We start from the raw sequence: 15,867 nt of genomic DNA, 5'->3' as shown, positions 1-15,867 counted from the left end.
ATATGACAACCGATCGGCCTGACACAATAAAGGACAATAGGCCGAAATGAGCGCCCAAAAAAAACCCAACTCTCGTTGGGTTCTAATTTATCTGATCAAACGTCAATATTCCCAGCCCGCAAAGCATTCCCCTCAATAAACGCACGACGTGGTTCTACATCGTCGCCCATCAAGGTTGTGAAAATCTGATCTGCTGCGATCGCGTCTTCGATTTGTACTTTGAGTAAGCGGCGAACGGTTGGGTCCATCGTTGTTTCCCACAGTTGTTCTGGGTTCATTTCGCCTAGACCTTTGTAGCGCTGTTTGGAGACGCCGCGTTCGGCTTCTTCGCGTAGCCAGCCCATGGCTTGGTGGAAGTCGACGACGTTGGCTTCTTTCATGCGGTCGCCTTCGCCGCGGCGGATGGTGGCGCCTTCGCCGAGTAGGCCTTTGAAGGTGTTGGCGGCATCGGCCAATACGCGGTAGTCGGCGCCGTGCACGAAGTCGGAATCGATGCTGCACACTTTGACGTTACCGTGCACCATGCGTTCGATGCGAATGCTGAGGTTGCCGGAGAGTTCGTCGGTATGTACCGCGGTTTTCACGGTGAGGTCGCCAATCGCTTTTTGCAAAGCAGCGGCCGAGGCTTGTGCGTTGTCCATGGTGTCGAGCTGCAAGCTGACGCCAGTCATGATGGCGGTGAGGGCAGCGCGGTCGATGACGCGGGTTAAGCGCATCATGACGGCGTTGGCCAAGTTGTATTGACGGACCAATTCACCCAGCGCTTCGTCGACGATGGGCTCAGCCCCCGATTGTGGAATCAAGGAGGCGCCATTCAAAGCCACCGTGGTCATGTAGCTAGCTTCTTCGGCATCGTCTTTCAAATAACGTTCGTCGCGGCCTGCTTTGACTTTGTACAGCGGTGGTTGCGCGATGTAGATGTGGCCGCGTTCAACCAAGGATGGCATTTGGCGGTAGAACAGCGTCAACAACAGTGTACGAATGTGGGCACCATCGACGTCCGCATCGGTCATGATAATGATGCGGTGGTAGCGCAATTTTTCGACATTGAATTCGTCTGGGCCGATGCTGGTGCCGAGTGTGGCGATCAAGGTGGTGATCTGTTCGCTCGACAGCATTTTTTCAAAACGTGCTTTTTCGACGTTCAAGACTTTACCGCGCAAAGGCAGAATCGCTTGGAATTTACGATCACGACCTTGTTTGGCTGAACCACCCGCAGAGTCACCCTCGACGATGTAGAGTTCGCACAGCGCTGGATCTTTTTCTTGGCAGTCGGCCAGTTTGGAAGACAAACCCAAACCATCCATCACGCCTTTACGACGGGTGAGTTCACGCGCTTTACGTGCGGCTTCACGGGCACGTGCGGCTTCAACGATTTTGCCGCAAATGATTTTGGCGTCGTTCGGTTTTTCCATCAAGAAGTCGGTCAAAGTTTTAGTGACGATTTCTTCCACTGGGCCACGTACTTCAGATGACACCAACTTATCTTTGGTTTGTGAACTGAATTTTGGTTCTGGTACTTTCACCGACAACACGCAAGTCAAACCTTCGCGCATATCGTCGCCCGAAACTTCCACTTTCGCCTTCTTGGCGAATTCGTTTTCTTCGATGTACTTGTTGATGACGCGCGTCATCGCTGCACGCAAACCAGTGAGGTGAGTACCACCGTCGCGTTGCGGAATATTATTGGTAAAGCACAGCACTTGTTCGTTGTAGGCGTCGTTCCATTGCATGGAAACGTCGACCGTGATGTTAGTGCCTTGATCGGATACTTTTTCTCCGGTCGCTTGGAAAATGGTTGGGTGCAAGACCGATTTGTTTTTGTTGATGTATTCAACGAAGCCGCGTGTACCACCTTCGAAGGCAAACAATTCTTCTTTGCCAGTGCGGTGGTCATTGAGCTTAATGCGCACGCCATTGTTCAAGAAGGACAATTCGCGAATACGCTTCGACAAAATTTCGTAATGGAATTCAACGTGCGTGAAGATTTCTTCGTCGGCCCAGAAATGCACTTCGGTACCGCGCTTGTCGGTTTCGCCGATCACTTTAATCGGGGAACATTGCACGCCATCGATCATTTCGAGTTCGCGATTTTGGACCACACCTTTGGCGAATTCCATAGTGTGGACTTTGCCATCACGACGAATCGTTAACTTCAATAATTTGGACAATGCGTTCACGCAAGACACACCCACGCCGTGCAAACCACCGGACACTTTGTAGGAGTTTTGGTCGAACTTACCACCAGCATGCAACTCGGTCATGACGATCTCAGCCGCGCTACGTTTTGGTTCGTGCTTGTCGTCCCACTTGATACCGGTTGGAATGCCGCGACCGTTATCGGTGATGGAAATCGAATTGTCGGTATGAATCGTGACGTTGATTTCGGTACAGTGACCGGCCAAAGATTCGTCGATGGAGTTATCCAAGACTTCGAAAACTAAGTGGTGCAAACCGGTGCCGTCAGAAGTATCACCGATGTACATCCCTGGACGTTTACGAACGGCTTCGAGACCTTCCAGAATTTGAATCGAGGACGCACCATATTGAGCCGATGCTGCGGCACTTGCTGGTTCTGGAACGGCTGGTGTGTTGTCTTGGGTATTCTCTGACATGGCTACCTTCTGAAATTAACAAGCAGCTTTTGGCTGCGATTTTTTAGTGCTTTGTTTTGTTTTTTAGCTCCCTCTCCCGCTAGCGGGAGAGGGTTGGGGTGAGGGTGGTTGAGTACGTAGAAAAACCAAAATTGTGATGGAATCTTAAGATTGATTTCTTTCACACTCATGGATTGCTGAACGCCCCTCATCCCCGACCCTTCTCCCGTGCCCGGGAGAAGGGAGGTTTGTTACATCAAATCCGCATCGGCATGACAACGTATTTGAAATCACCATTCTCAGGAATTGTGATCAAAGCAGATGAATTGGAATCACCCAAAGCGACATTGATTTGATCGACTTTGAGGTTGTTCAAGACATCTAACAAATACGTCACGTTAAAGCCGATATCGACGCTATCGCCGCCGTAATCGATTTCGATTTCTTCAACCGCTTCTTCTTGATCCGCATTGGTGGACAAGATGCGCATTAAACCTGGTTCGATCACGCAACGTACGCCTTTGAATTTGTCCGAAGTCATAATCGCGACACGTTGCAAAGAGCGCAGGAGTTTTTCACGGCTTAAGGTGAAATTGTTTTTGTAACCTTTAGGGATCACACGATTGAAGTCAGGGAATTTGCCTTCGACCAATTTGGAGATTAATTCGATATCAGCAAACGTCAATTTGACTTGATTGTTGGCGATGTCGAGTTGAACTGGTTCGTCTTTGTCTTCTAACAGACGCTGTAATTCCAAAATCGTTTTGCGTGGAATGATGACTTCTTGACGCGCGAATTCTTGTTCGACTTCGACTTGTGCATACGCCAAACGGTGACCATCGGTTGCAACCGCAATCACGTTTTTACCATCAACGACTAATAACAAGCCGTTCAAGTAGTAACGAATATCTTGCTGCGCCATGGAGAAATGCACCATGTTGAACAAATGCTTCAAAGCTTTTTGTGGCAAGCTGACACTGGCATTGAAATGTTCCGCTTGGGCGACGGTTGGAAATTCTTCCGCTGCCAAAGTCTGCAAAGAGAAACGCGATTTGCCGGATTGCACGGTCATCTTCTTGTTGTCGAGCTTCAAGGTGACGTCATTGTCATCAGGCAGTGCGCGCAAGATGTCGAGTAATTTGCGTGCTGCAACCGTGGTCGCAGTCACTTCGCCACCCGAACCGATTTCCGCATGCGTAGTAATTTGGACTTCGATATCGGTCGATAAAAAGGACACTTTTTCGCCGTCTTTGCGGATGAGAATATTGGCCAGAATCGGCAAAGTGTGCCGACGCTCGACAATACCACTTACAATTTGCAGGGGCCGTAAGAGGGTATCCCTGTGGGTTTTGACCAATTGCATTTTATATCCTCACTTGTTAATTCAATGTTAAAGGATGCTTCATCATAGGTCTTACGAAAAACAGACGCTGGTGTTGTTGCGTTCGCCTCGCCGTGCAAATGCACTGTCTTCGGCTCCGCGCCTAACCAGCGCAATTTTGCGTAAGCACTACGTCGCCTACTTTGCTACATTGGGAGGACTTGCGAAAAACTGCCCATCATTCGTGTGGCCAATTTTACGTAAATCCTACGCCGGGTTTGCTGCTAATTACTACTTATTCTTGCTTGCTCTCCCTTCTCCCGCAAGCGGGAGAAGGGTAGGGGATGAGGGTATTTCAGAATCCAGTAATCGCATTGCCTAGCGTTAAAAATATTGATCCTTCACGCCAACTATACTAATACTCTTTCTTCTTGCTGAACTTCCCTCACCCTAACCCTCTCCCGCTTGCGGGAGAGGGAACATTCCAGTTGCTAATTACCCCTTCAAAGTCTGTTCCAACACATGAATCTCATGGTTGCATTCAGGACTTTTCGCTCTATCTGCCGCAATCTTGCGGACCGCGTGCAGCACGGTCGTATGATCGCGTCCACCAAACAATTCACCGATTTCCGGCAAACTCTTTTGCGTTAGTTCTTTTGCCAAATACATCGCAATCTGACGTGGTCGCGCGATATTCGCTGGCCGACGTTTGGAATACATATCCGCGACTTTGATATTGAAAAAATCGGCGACTGTTTTCTGAATATTTTCAACCGAGATTTGGCGGTTTTGTACTGACAATAAATCTTTCAAGGCTTCTTTGACGACATCAATCGTGATGTCTTTGCCGTGGAAGCGAGAGTACGCCAAGATCTTGCGCAATGCACCTTCTAGTTCACGCACATTGGAGCGCAAATGTTTGGCGACGAAGAAGGCAACGTCATCCGAAAACTGTACGCCTTCGGTGTAGGCTTTCTTTAATAAAATCGCGACACGCATTTCTAGTTCTGGTGGTTCAATCGCCACCGTCAAACCCGAATCAAAGCGTGAAATCAAGCGGTCATCCATGCCCGAAATTTCTTTCGGATAGGTATCGCTGGTGATAATGATTTGTTTCTTGGCGGCGATCAGCGCTTCAAACGCATAGAAGAATTCTTCTTGCGTGCGGCTCTTGCCACCGAAGAATTGAATATCGTCGATTAGCAATAAATCGAGTGAATGGTAATAACGTTTGAAATCGTCGAACCCTTTTTTCTGATACGCCGTCACCACGTCACGCACATATTGTTCGGCGTGGATGTAACGAATCCGGGCATTTGGTTTGTCGTGCAAAATTTGATTGCCAATTGCATGAATCAAATGCGTTTTACCTAAACCAACGCCACCATATAAAAATAGTGGGTTATACGATACGCCAGGATTATTTGCGACTTGAATTGCCGCTGCGCGCGCCAATTGATTCGCTTTACCAGTGACAAAGCTATCAAAAGTCAGATCAAAATTAATCCGTGAATTGTCACGACGTGGTGCTGTTTCTGGGATTGGATCTGGCGCGACTAAATCATTACTACCAATTTGCGAGGTGCGCTGACCGTGATCAGCCCCATTACCTTGACCAGCGTTAGCGGGTGGTGTTGTGGTTGAGATTGGTTTTTTGCCAGCGCGTGGATCAATGATGAATTCGACATTCACCGTATCATCCCAAAACTGCGCGGCGAACTCAGCGATACGACTGGCGAATTGGGCTTTGACCCAATCCAGTTTAAAGCGATTAGGTGCGCCAATACGCAGCAGACCTTCTTCAAAGTCCACCACGGTTAATGGCTTAATCCAAGCACTAAATTGTTGAGGCGTGAGTTCCTGTTCGAGTTGTGAGGAGCAGGCTTGCCAGAAATTTTCCATGAATCGCTTTACTGTTTACTTAATGCTTAAGTTTTTGTTCTTTTCAAAATCGACTCCTTAATATCGCGTCTTCTTATTAGCGCGCTTACCGGTGAGCGATTTCCACTTTTAATGAGTAGTTGCCTTGGCTTGCATTCATTGCTGTTCCTATCTTATTTTGTTCGAGCCAAGCAACATCGTCCAAATTGTCGCTTAATTATAGCGGAGCAAATTGCCCTGATTTATGCAAATTCGCCATTAATTCAGCGAATGTGTGTGGTGGCTTACGCAAAAAATAAAATTGAAATTTTGTTCAGATGACGCTGTGTTACGGCAATACTTCAGACCCCGCTATTCTACTCTTCGCAGCCAGAGTTATCCACAGGCGAGGTGAAATTTCTTTTCGTTAATACTCCTTGAAAACGAATAAAAGCGGTCAAATGGATTGACAGTCGCTTGAAAAATAGTGTCTAATTACGGGTTCCCTACCCTGTTTTGTTAGATGTGTGCTTTTATTGTCTTGACGCTATCTTGATAGTTTGTTGATGATAAGAGCGAAACCACAAGATGAAACTAAGCATGAGCAGCGGTTTTGGGGCAGTAATCGTGTGAATAGCGTGTTGCTATTGTTTATTGGGTGCTCTTCCATAACAGGGCCACATCAAGGCAACGGCGCATGCACTATTACCCGTAATTCCGATTTATTTTTTGCTCAAATAGTGAGATCAACATGAAACGTACTTATCAACCTTCCGTAGTTCGTCGTAAGCGCACTCACGGTTTCCGCGCTCGTATGGCAACACGTGGTGGCCGCGCAGTTTTGAACGCACGTCGTGCTAAAGGCCGTAAGCGCCTAGCAGCTTAATCGGCATCCAATAAATCCAATTCTAGGGGATATTGCCGCGTTGTTTGTCCTCGCAATACTCAAGTATTGCTGCGGGAAACGCCTTGCACTATCTCCCTATAATTGAATTTCTTGAATACCGAGCGACTAGTCGGATACATCGTCAATTAGTTGATTCAATAGGTTTAAAAATTATTGTGACTAATTTGACTGCCAATCCTGACCTAGCTCAATATCAGTTGTCCGGCGGTAGTTTTGCCCGGGAGCGACGAATTCTTAAAGCGGATGAGTTTTCATCCGCTTTTCGTTTACGTCCTGTGCAAAAAACAGCGCATTTTGTATTATATGCGCGCCCAAACGATTTGCCGCATGCCCGTCTTGGTGTCGTTGCGGCAAAACGTTTTGCACCGCGCGCAGCGACGCGCAATATGATCAAGCGTGTGACGCGTGAGATTTTTCGACAGTCTAATCTAGTGAATGTGGATTGCATTGTGCGTTTATCGAAGCCAGTCAATAGTAAAGCCGGTCCTGCGACCAACGCGCAATTGAAGCGTGATTTGCGGGTTGAGGTTTTGCGCCTGTTTGTCTCGCAAAGGGCTTCTTTGAAGCCGATCAATTCATCTCCCAATTTAACGATATCGAGCGCACCATGAAAAAGCTGCTGCTACTGATACTTCGTGGATATAAGCTCGCGATTAGTCCTATGCTAGGACAAAATTGTCGTTTTTATCCTAGTTGCTCAGAATATGCAGCGGATGCAATTCGTGAATATGGCGCGGCTAAAGGTTCGCTGATGGCTTGCAAGCGGGTTTGCAAGTGTCATCCTTGGCATCCTGGCGGAATTGATCTCGTGCCACCTAAATCGGGCCAAGATTCTGTAGTGAGTGGGGATGAAAAATCAGTAAATGCCTCCACATCAAGTCTCAGTCAACATAGTTAACTTTTTCGATCTTTAACACATACACAAGTGGATAAAATGGATATAAAGCGTACCGTCCTCTGGGTTATTTTCTCGATGTCTCTGTTACTCCTATGGGATAACTGGATGCGTCATAACGGAAAACAATCCATGTTTTCTCCCGCGACTCCTTCGCAACAAGCGAAAACAGCGAATGCTTCTGCCGTTGCGGGTGCTGCTTCCGCAAGTGCCCCAACTACAGCAGCTCCTGCGAATGCAGCGGCGGCATCGACTGAAGTGAAGAGTGAAACTATCACGATTACTACCGACGTCGTGAAAGCGGATATTGATACGATTGGTGGCGAGATTAAGCGTCTGGAATTGTTGAAGTATCCTGATAGCGTTGATGCAAGCCAAAATGTGGTTTTATTCGATCAACGTGGTGACCAGATTCGTAAAGAAAAAACAGGTTTCTTTGGCTTGTTTAGTGGCACTAAAGATGTGGTTGTCCCAGCGCGTATTTACAAAGCACAGACGGGTTTAGTGGGCGGTAATTTCCCCAATCATAAATCTGGTTTCGTGGCGCAACCAGGCAATCGTACTTTGGGCGATGCGAAGGAATTGAGCTTGGTCTTGGTTTCTGAACAAAATGGTGTGACTCTGACGAAAACTTACACTTTCAAAAAAGGTGAATATTTAATCGATGTCAAACATGCAGTGACAAACAATTCTGCGGCACCGATCGCACCATCTTTGTACATGCAATTGATTCATGACGGTACCAAGCCAACTGGCGGAAGTATGTTCACCGGTAACGTGGAATTCTACGCGCCTGCTGTGTACACCGATGCAGAGAAATTCCGTAAGTTAGATTTCGAGAAAATCGAGTCAGGTAAAGAAGTTTTGTCGACGAAAGCGAATGACGGTTGGGTTTCTGTGATTCAGCATTTCTTTGTATCTGCATTTATTCCGCAAGACAAAGTGGCACGTGAGGTATTCACGAAAAAAGTGGACACCAACTTGTATGCGGTTGGCAGTATTGTTGCGTTGGGCAATGTCGCGCCTGGTGCCACCGCCACAATGGATTCGCGTTTGTATTCTGGTCCACAAGAATCAGCAGTGTTAGAAAAAATTGCACCAGGTTTGGATTTGGTTAAAGACTACTGGTACTTCGCGATGATCGCGCAACCGATGTTCTGGATTATGGAATTTATGCATAAATTCCTCGGCAACTGGGGTTGGACTATCGTGGTATTTACGATTGCGATTAAGTTGGCTTTGTTCCCATTGTCTGCGGCTGGATATCGCAGTATGGCGAAAATGAAAGTCGTCACGCCAAAAATGACGGCTTTAAAAGAGAAGTACAAAAACGAGCCACAAAAATTGAATATGGCGATGATGGAGTTGTATAAAACCGAGAAGATTAATCCACTCGGCGGCTGCTTACCTATCTTGATTCAAATGCCGATTTTCTTGGCTTTATATTGGGTCTTGCAGGCATCGGTTGAAATGCGCGGCGCACCTTGGATCGGTTGGATTACTGATTTGACTAAGCCAGATCCATATCTTGTGCTGCCAATTTTGTACATGATTTCGATGTACATCACGACTAAGTTGAGCCCAGCACCTGCTGATCCAATTCAGGCAAAAATGATGTTGTTTATGCCTTTGTTGTTCTCGGTGATGTTCGTGTTCTTCCCATCTGGTTTGGTATTGTATTGGGTTGTGAATAATATTTTGTCTATTGGTCAGCAGTGGGTTATTAACAATAAAATAGTGCCACCTGAACATCGATAAGCAGTTCATCGATCACATCAAAAAAGCCCATAAATATGGGCTTTTTTGCTATTAAAGAAGGCTTTTTTTGCTGCAGATCATGTCGTGTTTACGATACATCACTCAGCATAGAAGGCGGCAAAATTTCAACAACTCTCTTGTTGGCAAGGATAGAATTTCCCCATGACACATTCTTATGACAGTACGCCTATCGTTGCAATCGCTACCGCTCCAGGTCGTGGCGGTATTGGCGTGGTTCGTATTTCCGGTAAAGATCTCAGTGAGATCCTACACAATTTGTTTGGTAGCTCCGTCTTGAAACCAAGACATGCGACCTATCTTGATTTCACACAAACGGATGGCACGGTGATCGATCAAGGTTTGGCGATTTCGTTTAAAGCACCACATTCCTATACTGGTGAAGAAGTTCTCGAATTGCAGGGACATGGTGGACCAGTGGTGATGCAGATGCTACTAAGTCGCTGCCTAGAGGCAGGTAAAGAAGTTGGTTTGCGTTTGGCTGAACCCGGTGAGTTTACGCAACGCGCTTTCATGAACGATAAGCTCGATTTGGCGCAAGCCGAAGCGGTCGCTGATTTGATTGAAGCATCGACGGAAGCCGCTGCCAAATCGGCATCGCAATCGATGTCGGGGGCGTTTTCAAAAGTGATTCATCAGTTGGTTGAAAAAGTAGTGCACTTACGCATGCTGGTTGAAGCCACTTTGGATTTTCCTGAAGAAGAAATCGATTTTTTAGAAAAATCCGACGCACGTGGTCAACTCAGTGAAATTCAAAAAGCCTTACGTGCAGTTTTTGAACAAGCAGCGCAGGGCGCTTTGTTGCGCGAAGGTTTGAATGTGGTGCTAGCAGGGCAACCTAATGTCGGTAAATCCTCTTTATTGAATGCCTTGGCCGGCGACGATATCGCGATCGTGACACCGATTGCTGGCACGACGCGTGACAAGGTCACAGAGACGATTCATATTGAAGGAATACCACTCAATATTATTGATACCGCTGGTATCCGCCACGATTCGGATGAACCAGAGTTTGGCGAGACCGTCGATAAGATTGATGCGGTAGAGCGCATAGGCATAGAGCGTACTTGGAACGAAGTACAAAAAGCCGATGTGATTTTGCATTTGCTTGATGCGAGTCGCGGTCCCACCCGTGCCGATGAGGAAATCGCGGCACGCTTTCCCGATGACGTTCCGGTGATTTGTGTTTGGACCAAAATTGACATTTCCGGCCATCATCCTAGTGTCGATACTGTCAATGATTTGACGCAAGTGTACTTGTCGGCGCAAGAGCATTTGGGTATGGATTTGTTACGACATGAACTGTTGCGAATAGCAGGTTGGCAGCAGACTGGTGAATCATTGTATTTAGCGCGTGAACGTCATTTAATTGCCTTAAAACATGCGCATGAGCATTTGGAACAAGCTGCTGCGTATGCCGCGCAAAATGATCAATCCTTGGATTTATTTGCAGAAGAGTTGCGTTTGACGCAGGATAGGTTAAATAGCATTACGGGCGAATTCACCTCGGATGATTTGCTGGGCGTCATTTTTTCACGGTTTTGTATCGGGAAATAGTTTCGTTATTTAAGGTTTGTTTTGATCTCGACGACTTTGCGTCGAGATCAAAAAGGGATTTCCAAGCTAAATGTTGGCAGCTCAAGTAATTTGACCTGCGACGCTAACTTGGTTATCCTTCGCACATTGCGCCGATTTGAAATCAGCTTGCGGGCGCAGTTTGATTATCTAAATAGATAGTTAAGCAAATAAATACGGCTAAAGCGAGCTTGAATGCGGCAGTACCTTCCTCCATTCAGCCCCTCTTTTAGCCCCCTTTTAAATTAGAACTTATACAAATAGACGTTGACGTCGTCTCGTTCGCCGTGCCTAGTCAACGCAATTTTGCTTAAGTCCTAGAAGATGTTTTTTAAAGTTGAGACCCTTGGTCTCTAGGGAATAGCTTATGTCATCCGTTGGAATCGTCACGCCACAAGCGTATCGCTTCACCGAAGCTTTGCCATTGCAAAGCGGCGCGAGTATCGCCGACTACACTTTGATGGTGGAAACTTACGGCACGTTCAATGCCGATAAATCAAATGCAGTATTGGTCTGTCACGCGCTGAACGCCTCGCATCATGTCGCTGGCTATTATGCAGATCAACCAAAAAATGTTGGTTGGTGGGACAACATGGTGGGGCCAGGTAAGCCGCTCGATACGAATAAGTTCTTTGTGATCGGGATCAATAATTTGGGTTCATGCTTTGGCTCAACGGGGCCTATGCATACCAATCCCGCGACTGGCAAGCCTTATGGCGCAGATTTTCCGGTTGTTACGGTAGAAGACTGGGTACGCGCACAAGCGCGTGTCGCTGATGTGCTGGGAATTACGCAGTTTGCTGCTGTGATGGGTGGATCACTCGGTGGCATGCAAGCTTTAGCTTGGAGTATTTTATTTCCTGAGCGTTTGCGTCATTGCGTGGTGATCGCCTCAACGCCAAAATTATCTACACAAAATATTGCATTTAATGATGTTGCGCGTCAGGCGATTTTGACTGATCCCGATTTTCATGGCGGCGATTTTTATGCGCATCAAGTTGTGCCTAAAAATGGATTACGTGTTGCTCGTATGATAGGCCATATCACCTATTTATCGAATGACGATATGGCAGAAAAATTTGGTCGTGAATTAAAAACAGGCGACTACCAATTTGGCTATGGTGTCGAGTTCGAGATCGAATCTTATCTACGCTATCAAGGGGATAAATTCTCGGATTATTTTGATGCGAATACGTATCTGTTGATTACCAAAGCACTCGATTATTTTGATCCAGCACGCGAGCATGGCGGTGATTTGAGTAAGGCTTTGGCCGTGACGAAGGCGCAATTTTTGTTGGCATCGTTCACTACCGATTGGCGCTTTTCACCTGAGCGTAGTCGTGAAATTGTGAAGGCTTTGGTGGATAATCGACGTACTGTTAGCTATGCAGAAATTGATGCGCCTCACGGACATGATGCCTTCTTGTTAGATGATGCGCGTTACCTGAATTTTATTGCTGCTTATTACAATCGCATTGCGCAGGAGTTTGCATGAACGTTCAAGAATTGAAGTTGTTACGACCAGATCTAGCGTTTATTGCCGATTGGATTGCGCCACAGGCTCACGTATTGGACGTTGGCTGTGGTGATGGCGTCATGCTTGAGTATCTGCAAACCGATAAGCAATGCACAGGCTATGGTATAGAGATCGCCGATGACAAAGTCCTAGAGTGCGCCAAGCGTGGTATCAATGTGATTCAACAAGATATGGAAAATGGCTTGAGCATTTTTGCCGAACATGCGTTCGATACTGTTTTGTGTTTATCGTCTTTGCAAATGATGAAGCACGTTGAGCCTTTGCTGCGCGACATTGCACGGGTTGCCAACGAAGCGATTGTTTCATTCCCCAACTTTGGATATTGGCCTCATCGCACCGCATTGTTGCGCGGCAAAATGCCAGTGTCGAAATCCTTGCCATTTGAATGGTACGATACACCAAACGTACGCTGTGCAACGATTTATGACTTTGCCGATTTAGCGGATGATGTTGGCTTAGAAGTGATGGAATGCGTCGCTTTACATGAAGGCAAACAGATACACTGGTTACCGAATTTGCGTGGTAGTCTTGCGGTTTTCCGTTTACGCAAGAAGTCTGCATAATGAATCAAATTGAACCTGCTGCGAAATCGCATTTATTACGTTCCAAATTGTTCTGGGTAAGTCTTTTGTATTTTTCAGAAGGCTTTCCTTTGGGATTGTTTTACGATTTATTTCCCGTGTATTTTAGGCAGCAGGGGGTTGAGTTATCGAAGATTGGTTTGCTCAGCTTGCTTGGACTGGCGTGGTCACTGAAGTTTTTATGGGCACCGGTTATTGACTACACGCGCCGGCATCGTTATTGGATGGCTGCGGTCGATATTGGCATGGGCTTGGTGATGATGTATTTCGCCTATAACGCTGGCTTTGGTTCTGGTGTTTGGGTAGCGATCGGTGTATTCACGGTATTGTCAGCAACCAATGATATTGCGATTGATGGTTATACGATAGAAAGACTCGATAAGCGTGAGTATGGATTAGCTAACGGATTTCGGATTGGGTTTTACCGTGTCGGCATGTTAACCGCAGGTGCTTTGTTATGGTTCTCGGATTATGCTGGATGGAATGCGACTTATTGGTTGTCAGCTGCGATTTTTGTTGGCATGGCGATACTAAGTTTGACAGCACCGAAAGAAGATGCGCGTAATCCGAATTTAAATCAAGTTAGTGCAAATCAGGAATTTGGTTTTCTTACTGAAAGCCCTGCACTCATGCTGTCGATCGTGATGTTTATTTTGGCCTTGTTGTGGCCGATTATGAATGCGCTAAGTATTGAATCCATCGCCGTATTGAAAAAAACTTGGTGGTTTAAATCGATTCCTGTGGCCTTGATTTTATTGGCTGCATTTATTTTCCGTTATGGATTTCAGCGCATCTCTGCGACACATTGGGAATCATTGCAAAACGGTCCCGTCTTCGGTGCATTGATTTCACTGCTAAATCGCAAGCATGCGTTTGTGATTATCTGCTTTATTCTCATCTTCAAATTAGCCGATTCCTCGATTGGTTTTATGATTAAACCATTCTGGGTTGATAGTGGTTTTACGAATACGCAGATCGGTATGATTTCGGTTAACTTGGGCTTGGCATTGTCGATAGCAGGTGGTGTGATTGGTGGCTGGTATACCGATCGCGTTGGCATTTACAAAGGTTTGTGGTTGCTTGGATTAACACAAGCATTTTCTAATTTAGGCTATGTCATCGCGGCGATGTCGATTCCGCAAGTTGCGCAAGGTAGCGAAATCGCATTGTCACATCAGGCGATTATGTATAGTGCGAGTGCGATTGAGTCATTGACACAGGGATTGGGTACTGGTGCATTCTTGGCGTTTATGATGGCGATTGTCGACAAATCGAAAGCCACAACAGAATATGCGATCTTGTCATCCATTTTTGCTTTTTCACGTTCAATTGCTGGTTGGGCAGGTGGGGTTGGTGCGCAAGAGATGGGATATACCTCCTACTTCTTGTTGACGTTTGTACTTGCGTTCCCTGCTTATTTGATGCTGCCTTGGATTAAGCAAGTATTAGAAAGCGCGAACAACGCAGGTAATGCAAGCAAGGTAAATGATGCGGCATCTGCTTCAAAATTGATTGCTTGATACGCCTGTGTGCTTGAGACCTTGTTGGCATTGCGAACATTTGAATTCACAATACTTTGCAGTCAGAAAAAATGGAGAGTGTTATGATGAAAATACTTAAACATCATCATTTTGCTATGAAATCTTTATCTACTTCTTTGTTACTTGCCGCTGGTTTGATCTACGGCTTACCTGTGTTGGCGCAGAATAATGCGCCGCAAGAGGGAGTGAATGTCGGCAAGATGTCGATAATGCGTAAGATTGTTCCCAGCGGTGCACTAGAAGGGCAAGCTGCGCAACAATATATGCAGACCATGCAAACCGCGCAGCAAAAGCGTGAGCTAGCGCCGGATAATCATCCGCAAGTGATACGCTTACGCGCAATCGCAAAGAAGATGATCCCATTCGCTTTGCCGTGGAATCCGCGTGCGAAGGAGTGGAAGTGGGAAGTCAATCTGATCGCCTCGACACAAATTAACGCCTATTGTATGCCTGGCGGAAAAATCGCTTTCTACACCGGCATTCTCGATACACTCAAGTTAACAGATGATGAAGTGGCGATGATTATGGGACATGAAATTGCCCATGCATTACGTGAACACGGTGCAGAGCGAGCAGGCAAATCGATGGCAATGAGTGGAGCAGCAAAACTGCTTGGTATCTTCGCTGAATCGAAAGGCTATGATGGTAACATGGTTGCTGGAATTGCTGGTACTGCCGGTAATGTGGCGATGCTCAAATTTTCTCGTGAAGACGAAACAGAAGGCGACATCGTTGGGATGGATTTAGCCGCACGTTCAGGATTTGATCCACGCGCTGGTGTGACCTTATGGCAAAAGATGGGTTTGGTGAATCAAAAAGCACCACCGAAATGGTTATCCACTCACCCTGCTGGTGAAGATCGAATTAAAGAAATCCGTAAGCACTTTCCTGAAGTCATGCCCTTATATGCGCGCGCCAAAGGTGTTAGTTTGGCGAACTTGCCACCATATCGTAGTAATGTAAAAGGTATACCTGACGTGCAGTGATCGCATCTGTTTCTAAACAAAAAAGCTTGGAGATGAAGTGACCCCAAATAGTTGGACAGTTTGTTAGTTATGCATAGGAGGGCTGATTTCTGTATTGAACAGGACTCAGCCCTTTTAGTTTTAGTTTGATTCGCTCATGATTATAGTAGTGAATGTATTCTTTGATACCCCGTTCAAGTTGCTCGACACTTGTGAATTTATTGAGATAAAAGAACTCTGTCTTTAAAACGGCAAAGAAACTCTCCATCGCGGCATTATCGAGGCAATTACCTTTGCGTGACATACTCTGGATTA

Annotated in this window: 13 protein-coding genes; 9 read left to right on the top strand and 4 right to left on the bottom strand. The window is 46.3% G+C overall.

The features are described from left to right. Positions 1-95: 95 nt before the first annotated feature. The 3 genes from gyrB to dnaA all read right to left on the bottom strand — a co-directional run bounded on the left by gyrB (position 96) and on the right by dnaA (position 5,817). Positions 96-2,615, bottom strand: a complete 2,520-nt coding sequence (gene gyrB, locus KDM92_RS03360) for a DNA topoisomerase (ATP-hydrolyzing) subunit B (protein WP_212683012.1) — start codon at positions 2,613-2,615, stop codon at positions 96-98. 235 nt (positions 2,616-2,850) lie between these two features. Then, positions 2,851-3,957 carry a DNA polymerase III subunit beta gene (dnaN, locus tag KDM92_RS03355; RefSeq protein ID WP_189345617.1) on the bottom strand — a complete coding sequence of 369 codons (1,107 nt, stop codon included), beginning with the start codon at positions 3,955-3,957 and terminating at the stop codon, positions 2,851-2,853. Between the two features lie 453 nt (positions 3,958-4,410). Then, on the bottom strand, positions 4,411-5,817 hold the full coding sequence (gene dnaA / locus KDM92_RS03350) for a chromosomal replication initiator protein DnaA (RefSeq protein ID WP_189345618.1): 1,407 nt from the start codon (positions 5,815-5,817) through the stop codon (positions 4,411-4,413). A gap of 709 nt (positions 5,818-6,526) precedes the next feature. On the opposite strand from dnaA, the gene rpmH reads away from it, so the two are divergent. The 9 genes from rpmH to KDM92_RS03305 all read left to right on the top strand — a co-directional run bounded on the left by rpmH (position 6,527) and on the right by KDM92_RS03305 (position 15,573). Further along, positions 6,527-6,661 (top strand): 50S ribosomal protein L34, encoded by a 135-nt coding sequence (rpmH, locus tag KDM92_RS03345; RefSeq protein WP_061535510.1) that lies wholly within the window; start codon positions 6,527-6,529, stop codon positions 6,659-6,661. Between the two features lie 176 nt (positions 6,662-6,837). Further along, positions 6,838-7,293 carry a ribonuclease P protein component gene (locus tag KDM92_RS03340; RefSeq protein ID WP_329603121.1) on the top strand — a complete coding sequence of 152 codons (456 nt, stop codon included), beginning with the start codon at positions 6,838-6,840 and terminating at the stop codon, positions 7,291-7,293. Then, the gene (gene yidD / locus KDM92_RS03335) at positions 7,290-7,580 is read left to right on the top strand and encodes a membrane protein insertion efficiency factor YidD (RefSeq protein WP_212683011.1); all 291 of its coding nucleotides are present in this window, start codon (positions 7,290-7,292) and stop codon (positions 7,578-7,580) included. Before KDM92_RS03340 ends, yidD begins: the two co-directional genes overlap by 4 nt. A gap of 36 nt (positions 7,581-7,616) precedes the next feature. Further along, a complete protein-coding gene (gene yidC, locus KDM92_RS03330) occupies positions 7,617-9,335 on the top strand; it encodes a membrane protein insertase YidC (RefSeq protein WP_212683010.1) in 1,719 nt (572 codons plus the stop codon). 162 nt (positions 9,336-9,497) lie between these two features. Continuing rightward, on the top strand, positions 9,498-10,910 hold the full coding sequence (gene mnmE / locus KDM92_RS03325) for a tRNA uridine-5-carboxymethylaminomethyl(34) synthesis GTPase MnmE (protein ID WP_212683009.1): 1,413 nt from the start codon (positions 9,498-9,500) through the stop codon (positions 10,908-10,910). A 385-nt stretch (positions 10,911-11,295) separates the two neighbouring features. After that, the gene (gene metX, locus KDM92_RS03320) at positions 11,296-12,423 is read left to right on the top strand and encodes a homoserine O-succinyltransferase MetX (RefSeq protein WP_212683008.1); all 1,128 of its coding nucleotides are present in this window, start codon (positions 11,296-11,298) and stop codon (positions 12,421-12,423) included. Then, a complete protein-coding gene (gene metW, locus KDM92_RS03315; RefSeq protein WP_189345627.1) occupies positions 12,420-13,028 on the top strand; it encodes a methionine biosynthesis protein MetW in 609 nt (202 codons plus the stop codon). The genes metX and metW overlap by 4 nt, the downstream gene beginning before the upstream one ends. After that, on the top strand, positions 13,028-14,566 hold the full coding sequence (locus KDM92_RS03310) for an MFS transporter (RefSeq protein ID WP_212683007.1): 1,539 nt from the start codon (positions 13,028-13,030) through the stop codon (positions 14,564-14,566). The genes metW and KDM92_RS03310 overlap by 1 nt, the downstream gene beginning before the upstream one ends. An 83-nt stretch (positions 14,567-14,649) precedes the next feature. Continuing rightward, on the top strand, positions 14,650-15,573 hold the full coding sequence (locus KDM92_RS03305; protein ID WP_230408155.1) for a M48 family metallopeptidase: 924 nt from the start codon (positions 14,650-14,652) through the stop codon (positions 15,571-15,573). Positions 15,574-15,640: 67 nt separating this feature from the next. Here the strand turns inward: KDM92_RS03305 and KDM92_RS03300 are convergent. After that, positions 15,641-15,867 (bottom strand): IS3 family transposase (locus KDM92_RS03300; RefSeq protein ID WP_212683006.1); only part of this gene is annotated, 227 nt, incomplete at its 5' end.

Origin of the sequence: Affinundibacterium baiyunense, from assembly GCF_018139645.1 — a bacterium.
In the GTDB taxonomy this organism is placed as follows: domain Bacteria; phylum Pseudomonadota; class Gammaproteobacteria; order Burkholderiales; family Burkholderiaceae_D; genus Undibacterium; species Undibacterium baiyunense.
The sequence above is the reverse complement of the archived record's forward strand: the minus strand, read 5'-3'. Positions and strand labels throughout refer to the sequence as shown.